This window comes from Pelotomaculum sp. FP (assembly GCF_004369245.1).
Lineage (GTDB): Bacteria > Bacillota > Desulfotomaculia > Desulfotomaculales > Pelotomaculaceae > Pelotomaculum_C > Pelotomaculum_C schinkii.
Map to the genome: position 1 here is coordinate 26,651 of NZ_QFGB01000044.1, position 7,904 is coordinate 34,554.

Genomic DNA, 7,904 nt, shown 5'->3' on the forward strand with positions numbered 1-7,904 from the left:
TGTAATAATAAATGCGCAACAGGGTTTCACATGAAGGATTGAAAAATGGGTAGATTGGTAAATCCTTGGTTTTTCAGCGATAAGACACCGAATGGTCTGCGGTATTTTTATAGCGGTTGACCATGGAGCAGCTAAAAAGTAAACCTGATCGGGTTAGGCACACTAAAGTCTAAAAAAATTGATATAGTATTTTAAAGCTCAACCTCCTCTCCATTAACCCATTTCCGTTAACCGTTAAATTACGGGCGGATTGGGTTTCTTTTTTTAACTGACTTTAAGATAGGTTAGGGCGGCGACCAGAAGAAGCAGGATCGCCACTCCCACATAAAAATTATGCCGGTCCCTTTTAGCCTGCCTCCGCTCTCTAAGCAGTTCCTTCTTCTCAGGCGAGACGTATTTGACACTTTTCAGCTTTCTGCCTTCTCGCGGGCGGAACTCATATATTTTTGCCTGTTTCCTTTTATCCGCCATTTCACACCTGCGCCATCTTCAAGGACAGCAAATCCTTTTTCCAAGCCGTACGTTTCATTCCTGTCATCCTTTCAAAATCTCCACAAAAGCCTCAACATCATTAACAGGGGACTGGCAGGCGTAATTTTGACAGACATATGCCGTGGCCCTATCATCTGCGAGCCGCTGTTCCCGCACGAAAGGAGCCAGTTCTTCTATTTCTTTACCAGCCCCATCTTCCGGGTGAAAAACGATCACAGTCCGCGGGTTGTATTGGGTATGGACGGCGCTCAGCATCGCTTTTGTATCGGCTGAATCCTGCCTCCCGGCAATAACCACTTCCCGCGTTGGGCCCAGGTAAAAATCCACCCCCTGGAGAAATGAAGTATAACCCGGCGGGTGTTTCTCAACTTCTCCGGCGAAAGTACTAATTTGTTTCCCGGCTATTTCCGCCAGCTCTTCATCGCCTGTCAGCCGCGCCAGGCGAAGCAGGTTCAACAACATGACCGAGTTTCCTGACGGGATTGCCCCGTCGTAAAGTTCCTTGGGACGGGCAATGAGTTGCTCGGCATCTTCACCGTAGAAAAAGAATCCACCGCTTTCACCATCCCAAAAAAGTTTGAGAGTATCCCGGGTCAGTTCAACTCCCTTCCTTAAATAGCCTGCTTCGAAGGTCGTTTCATAAAGTTCCATCAACCCCCAAATCAGAAAGGCATAGTCGTCCAGGTAAGCGGGAAAGGCCGGCTCACCGTCACGATACCTGGCTAAAAGCCTGCCGTCGCTCCTTCGCAACTCCCTGTAAATGAAATCAACCGCACGGACCGCCGCGCGCGTATAAAGGGGCTCCCCGAGCGCGGCGCCGCCCCTGGCCAGCGCGGCAATCATCAGCCCGTTCCATGAAGTCAGTATTTTGTCGTCCTTATATGGGTGTACCCTTCTCTCCCTGGCCTCAAACAGCTTGCTGCGAAGATTTTCGACGTAGGATGTGAACTCCCCTTTCTCCATTTTTAATTCTACCGCAAATTTTTCAGGAGTTTCCAGGATAAGGTTGGGAATGCTGCGGCCCTCAAAATTCCCACCCGGGGTAATGTTATAAAGCCGGCAGAAAGCTTTCCCGTCCTGGTCACCCAGCACTGCCGTGATTTCCTCGGGGTTCCAGACGTAGAACTTACCTTCTTCCCCTTCGGAATCGGCGTCCTCAGCAGAATAAAACCCGCCTTCCGGTGAGGTCATATCCCTGAGGACGTAAGTAAATATCTGTTTGGCCAGCCCGGCGTAAAGCTCCTTGCCTGTCACCTGGTAGGTCTCAGTATAAGCTATGGCCAGCAGCGCATTATCGTAGAGCATCTTTTCAAAATGCGGGACCAACCACTTTTCGTCTGTCGCATAACGTGAGAAACCATAACCGATATGGTCGTAGATCCCCCCCCGGTACATGGACTCCAGCGTCTTTTCAACCATGGAAAGGGCCTGTTTCTCCCCGCTCCTCTTCCAGTAGCGCAGAAGGAAGGTGAGGGTATGCGGCGTGGGAAACTTCGGCGCCCGGCCAAAGCCGCCGTACTGCCGGTCAAATATACCCCGCAGTATCTTAAAAGCCCTGTCCAGGACATCCGCGCCGACCTCGCCTTCCGGGACAGCGTCAAAGCGTGGCTGAATCGCGCCAACCACCTCTTCCCCGGCTTTGATCACCCTATCCCGCTGCTGCTCCCAGCTTTCAGCTACCCGGGTCAGAATATCCACCAACCCCGGCATCCCCCGGCCAGACTTTTTGGGGAAATAGGTCCCCGCAAAAAAAGGCTTCTTCTCAGGGGTCATCAATACCGTCAGCGGCCACCCTCCATGCCCGGTCATGGCCTGGCAGACCGTCATATAGATATGGTCAATATCCGGCCGCTCCTCCCGGTCCACTTTTATTGCAACATACTCCTTGTTAAGGATCTCAGCGACCTCTTCGTCCTCAAAGGACTCTCTTTCCATTACATGGCACCAATGGCATGTACATCAATAACAACGGTGTCAGCTATACCCAATAGATAAGAAAATCGGTTTATCTTCTACCTCGGCTTTGGCAAACGCCTCATCACCCCAAGGGTACCAATTTACGGGGTTGTTAGCATGTTGCAGAAGGTAAGGGGACTTTTCACTGGCTAATCTATTGGGTATTTTTGTCGTTGTCATGGCATCACCTCCTTGTTGATTTACTGCAATATTATGGGTAGTCTACACCAAAACCATTTTAAGTATATTATGAAATAATTAACAAATAATTACCCATCGTAGGACATAACTGACCTTGACTTTTAATACTTCTAGAAGTGATTTGATCTTAATCAATATCGTAGTATAGAAACAAACTATTGGGAGGGTTAATTAAATCCTCCCAATAGTTTTACTTTAGCTTGTATTTCTTTTTTATTCAATCTTTCTTTTCCCATTTATATAAATATCAATTACAAGAAAAATTATGTTTTGATAGTCCCTCTGGCTCTTCTTTATATTTCTATTGATTTCAACTACTGTCATATGCTAAAACATCATAATGCTATTCACCCCTAATCTGATATACCAGTCAACGCGATTATATTTTCTTTGAAGTCGGCATAATCCACACTATCTTTAGCGACAAGATTAGGTATATAGTAAAACTTATCCGTTGTTGGTGATTCACTGCTGGCAATTGTTAAATCTACTTGAAACCCTATTAGCGTCCAACATTCAGTATATCCAACCTGCTTTGCCTTTTGGTGGCTTTTTTCCGCTTCTCCCAAACGGTTATGTGAATTTGCGGCATCTGTGCCTCCTTTAATCTCAATGGCAATCCAGTTCCGGTATTTTCCAGATTTAAGTTTTTCCCTAATGATAATATCTGGGTCTGAAGAAAACTCTATGCTTGTCTCCCTTCCTGCCGCATTTTTTAGAACAATTTTGTCCTCTGAAGATAAGATAATCGCTTCGTCAACGATATCTCTTATAATTTCAAAGACCATCTTTGTTGCCGCTGTTCCAAGGTCATTGTTTCGCCCTCCCCTCAGTTGGGGACCGAGGGTTAATAATGTTAAGTCTCGGAAAAGACTACTTGATATTGCGGATTTACTAATTGAGTTCAATAGTAATGAAGCACTTGTATTTAGGGCTTTAACTAATTCCACCAACAAAGGTTGTTGAGTTTTAGTAATTATGCCTTTAAATTCCATACCACTAAAGACACCAAAACCAAGACCTCGCTCCCCTGTATAGAATGATTTTTGTGGGAAACCTAATAAAAGTCTATAATATCCAATTAGACGAGGGTTCATTTCAAGTATGTAAGGAACCATAAACATTACTTCCCCTCTTATTCCATGTTTAGCCAATAATTGTAAATCATTATTTTTGACATAATTTTTTAGGTCTTCGTCTATTTTTCCGATATCAGCATTTTTCACCGTTTCAAATAATGCTTCTTGGAGAGTGCTTTGCTTAAGCTTTTCCAAGCGCTGGTAAAAACTAATTTGTGTGTCTGGAAGTGGTGTTCTAAACTTCATTTAACTTTAAGCCTTCTTCCTTTTCGAATTCGAGTCTATGGGAATTGATTCTTTGTGTTGCCATATCAATATATTCTGGATTTATCTCGATTCCGATATATCTGCGGCTCAAATCCTCGCAAACAACACCTACTGTTCCAGAGCCAAAGAAGGGGTCGAGTACTAAATCATGAACTCTACTGCCACTTTTTATGCAGGGGATAATCAATTCCGGTGGGAATGTCGCAAAGTGAGCATCCTTAAAAGGTTGGGTATTTACATTCCATACTGTCCTCTTATTTCGATATTCATGATTGTCAGCTTTTTCTCTGATGGCTTGATAATCATAATAATACTTTTCTGATTTGCTTAAAAGGAAAATATATTCATGGCATTTTGTCGGTCTATCTTTCACGCTCTCTGGCATACAGTTTGGCTTATTCCATATTATATCACTTCTTAGGTACCATCCGTCAGATTGAAGGGCAAAGGCAACTCGCCAAGGTACACCAACCAAATCTTTAGGTTTTAAACCTTCAGGTGTATCAGGTCGGTAAGCCATCGCCCTAACATTTGTTTTGTTGTCAGTTTTTTTGTCTGGGGCACGATATTTTCTATTACCACTGGTATACGAGTCTCCGATATTGAGCCACAATAATCCATCGTCTTTGAGTACCCTGTGAACCTCTCTAAATATTGATACGAGATGATTCACATAATTATCCAGTATATCTTCTGCCCCGATTTGGTTCGGAATTCCATAGTCACGAAGTCCCCAGTATGGAGGAGAGCACACTGTACACTGAACAGTTTTATCAGGGATAAATCTAAGGATCTCCAATGCATCCCCTAAGATTATGCAAGATTCTAGTATTTGAAATGTTGCGAAATCTAAAGATTTAATGACCCTCATTGCATCACCCTATATTCTGAGTATTCTGATAGAATGGAAATAATAACTGTATATATTTTATGACTAGCTAGGGAGGAAGACAAGAACTTATTGGTCATCCTCATATGTTTTCGACAGGCTTCCTCGCTGGGAAATTTTTCTTTAAATTTCAGTATGTTCATCGTTTCTTGCTGCGCCATTCTTATCATGCCGAACATGTATTTGCCTTAATTATAGCAAACACATGTACGATTAGCAATGATTTTTGAGACAACTTTATATTCATATTATTTTATATTTGGGTATTTTTATTAACATGGCACCAGTGACAGGTAGCATAGCCGATACTGAGAAATATCGATTTATCTTCTGTTCTCGCTTTTTCAAAGGCCTCCTCACCCCACGGATACCAGTCCACCGGATTGTAGGCGTGCTGCAACAGATACGGCGACTTCTCCTGTGCCAATCTATTGGGCTTGTTATTCGTCGTCATCGGGCGTCACCTCCTTGTTAACTTAAATTATCCATAATTCCTTTATAAATTATTTTCAATTATTATCCATCATATTCTTTATACTATGTGTTAAATATTGTATAATCCAACTGATGTAAATGAACATTGGTTTTATATTGCGTAATTTATTCTGTGAAAAATTGGAGGAACGCAAATAAATGAAACTTACTATCAGAGAATGTACGTTAGATAATGTTTATATACTTCGTGAATTTCCTTACAAAACATATAATGAAACCTTCAGACATATGAATACTCCATCTAACATGAAAGCCTATCTGGAAAAGGCTTTTGATATTAATAAACTACGTGATGAACTGTTAAACAGCAGTTCATTATTTTATTTTCTATATGCCGATGAAGAATTGGCAGGTTACTATAAATTGAATGAATACGCAGCACAAACTGATATCAATGACCCACAATCCATAGAAATTGAAAGAATATATGTGACAAAACAATTTCAAGGTAGAAGCTTGGGAAGCATCTTATTGAATAAGGCAATTGACATGGCAAGTATACGAAAAACATCGTACATCTGGCTTGGTGTCTGGGGAAAAAACGATAAAGCTATTTTATTTTATAAGAAGAATGGATTTTATGTAATCGGCCAACATTCCTTTTTTTATGGGAGAAGAAGAACAAACAGATTGTATTATGCGTAAAGATTTACAAATTTAGCTACTGGATGTCTCGCAACATTCATTTGAAACGTAATCATTTTAGGTAATTTACAATCTCATTACTAATTCTTCGTTGAAGTAATATTTTACGTACTGCCGTAAGTCATCTTCAGGCGCATACTGGATACTACGGAGTATAGATTAATTCTTTTATGATAAGTAAGACATACAGCCAGACAGTCATAGCATGTTAAAGAAAAACAACTCTCTTTGTTGGTTAAGCTTGAAATACAATGACATAACCCCTGTGGTGGTTGAATAGCAGCTTTATTTTGGTTTTATTAATATTCGTCAATTTGCTAGAATAAATATTGACTATAGTGGGGTACTCCCGCTCTGGTATTTAATAATAAAGGAGAGTGGTCCCATCATTATGGGTGACGACACGTCATTCAGTCTATTTTTGGCGCTGAAAATCTTCCTGGCACTATTTCTGGTCTTTTTGAACGGCCTCTTTGTGGCAGCAGAATTTTCATTTGTTAAGGTAAGGCCCACCCGGTTGGCCCAACTGGTGGCGGAGGGGAACCCGCGTGCCAAAAGTGCCAGGATTTGTGTCGAAAACATTGATGCTTATCTTTCAGTTTGTCAACTGGGTATTACCCTGTCCAGCCTGGGCTTGGGCTGGCTGGGCGAACCGGTGGCAGCAAAACTTTTGGAACCCCTGCTGCATGCCATAGGGGTGACAGCGCCGACGGCAGTGCATTCCATCTCCTTTATAGTTGCCTTTATACTGGTCACTTTTTTACATGTGGTATTTGGTGAATTGGTGCCCAAGTCGCTGGCAATTCAGCGAGCAGAAAATATCACCCTGTGGTTGGCCGGTCTCATGCGGATGTTTTTTTATCCCTTTTACCCTGGGATTGTTGTATTTAACGGTACAGCCAACCGAATTTTGCGGCTGCTGGGGATTCAACCGGCCAGTGAGCACGAGGAAAGCCACAGTGAAGAGGAACTACAGATGCTAGTATCCGAAAGTTATAAAGGCGGGCATTTAGACAAGAATGAATGGCGTTTGCTCCAGAACGTATTTGAGTTTGAAAGACGGGTAGCCAGGGAGGTTATGTTACCTCGTCCAGAAGTTGTTTTTCTGGACAAGAGAAAGCCCCTGGAGGAAAACCTGGAAATTGCCCGTAAGACAGAGCACACCCGCTTCCCACTGATAGACGGGGACAGTGACCATGTGGTGGGGCTGGTACACATTAAGGACCTGTTTAAACTGCCAGCCGGGTCCAGTATTGACCAGGTGGAACGCAATATCATGATGGTGCCCGAGGGTCTTCCTCTGGATCGCATGCTCAGGGAATTTCAACAAAATCACCAGCATATGGCGCTGGTTGTAGATGAGTACGGCGGTACCAGCGGTATTATTACAATGGAGAATGTACTAGAAGAACTGGTTGGAGAAATTCAAGACGAGTTTGACCAGGAATCTCCCCAGGTGACAACGGAAAAGGAAGGCACATTTATTGTGGACGGCCGGATGCTTCTGGAGGAGGCATCGGAAATGTTCTGCTTAAAGGTGGATGAAGAGGAAGAATACGATACCCTGGGGGGCTTTGTTTTTGGAAAACTGGGCAAGCGTCCCCGTGTAGGTGATGTGGTGGAACTGCCGGAGCACCATTTGGAGATAGCCGAAATGCGGGGCCTACGCATTCACCTCATTCGTTTAAATATATTAAACAAAAACCTGTGTGAGGACAAACTTACCGCATCATAAAAACTCCGGGCTTTAGCCCAATGTCATTAAGATAAGGCCAAGGCCATACCCGCAGCACAAAAGAGCAGAGTATCAAAAGGTACCCTGCTTTTTTTCGTTAAAAAATTGGAGAAATTTCAGAAAAACACTTGACAAAACGTAAAAA

6 protein-coding genes and 1 pseudogene are annotated in these 7,904 nt (G+C 43.0%); 2 read left to right on the top strand and 5 right to left on the bottom strand.

Annotated elements, in window-relative coordinates:
* Positions 1 to 264: 264 nt before the first annotated feature.
* The 5 genes and pseudogenes from Psfp_RS15295 to Psfp_RS15315 form a co-directional block, all read right to left on the bottom strand.
* Entirely contained in the window at positions 265 to 471 is a 207-nt protein-coding gene (locus Psfp_RS15295; RefSeq protein WP_134219412.1) for a hypothetical protein, read from the bottom strand.
* A 63-nt stretch (positions 472 to 534) separates the two neighbouring features.
* Positions 535 to 2,628, bottom strand: a pseudogene (locus tag Psfp_RS15300) (thioredoxin domain-containing protein).
* Between the two features lie 374 nt (positions 2,629 to 3,002).
* Positions 3,003 to 3,974, bottom strand: coding sequence for an XcyI family restriction endonuclease (locus Psfp_RS15305; protein WP_134219413.1), 972 nt, complete (start codon positions 3,972 to 3,974; stop codon positions 3,003 to 3,005).
* The gene (locus Psfp_RS15310) at positions 3,964 to 4,866 is read right to left on the bottom strand and encodes a site-specific DNA-methyltransferase (protein ID WP_134219414.1); all 903 of its coding nucleotides are present in this window, start codon (positions 4,864 to 4,866) and stop codon (positions 3,964 to 3,966) included. Before Psfp_RS15310 ends, Psfp_RS15305 begins: the two co-directional genes overlap by 11 nt.
* Before the next feature lie 271 nt (positions 4,867 to 5,137).
* The gene (locus Psfp_RS15315) at positions 5,138 to 5,338 is read right to left on the bottom strand and encodes a DUF255 domain-containing protein (RefSeq protein ID WP_205079598.1); all 201 of its coding nucleotides are present in this window, start codon (positions 5,336 to 5,338) and stop codon (positions 5,138 to 5,140) included.
* A gap of 179 nt (positions 5,339 to 5,517) precedes the next feature.
* Here Psfp_RS15315 and Psfp_RS15320 point away from each other — a divergent pair, with 179 nt between their 5' ends.
* Positions 5,518 to 6,024, top strand: coding sequence for a GNAT family N-acetyltransferase (locus Psfp_RS15320; RefSeq protein ID WP_243120705.1), 507 nt, complete (start codon positions 5,518 to 5,520; stop codon positions 6,022 to 6,024).
* 391 nt (positions 6,025 to 6,415) lie between these two features.
* Positions 6,416 to 7,759, top strand: coding sequence for a hemolysin family protein (locus Psfp_RS15325; RefSeq protein WP_134219415.1), 1,344 nt, complete (start codon positions 6,416 to 6,418; stop codon positions 7,757 to 7,759).
* Positions 7,760 to 7,904: the final 145 nt, after the last annotated feature.

Bases quoted from the DNA above. Each gene is read 5' to 3' on its own strand.
- Psfp_RS15295 (WP_134219412.1), bottom strand. From the start codon at position 471: ATGGCGGATAAAAGGAAACAGGCAAAAATATATGAGTTCCGCCCGCGA.
- Psfp_RS15305 (WP_134219413.1), bottom strand. From the start codon at position 3,974: ATGAAGTTTAGAACACCACTTCCAGACACACAAATTAGTTTTTACCAG.
- Psfp_RS15310 (WP_134219414.1), bottom strand. From the start codon at position 4,866: ATGAGGGTCATTAAATCTTTAGATTTCGCAACATTTCAAATACTAGAA.
- Psfp_RS15315 (WP_205079598.1), bottom strand. From the start codon at position 5,338: ATGACGACGAATAACAAGCCCAATAGATTGGCACAGGAGAAGTCGCCG.
- Psfp_RS15320 (WP_243120705.1), top strand. From the start codon at position 5,518: ATGAAACTTACTATCAGAGAATGTACGTTAGATAATGTTTATATACTT.
- Psfp_RS15325 (WP_134219415.1), top strand. From the start codon at position 6,416: ATGGGTGACGACACGTCATTCAGTCTATTTTTGGCGCTGAAAATCTTC.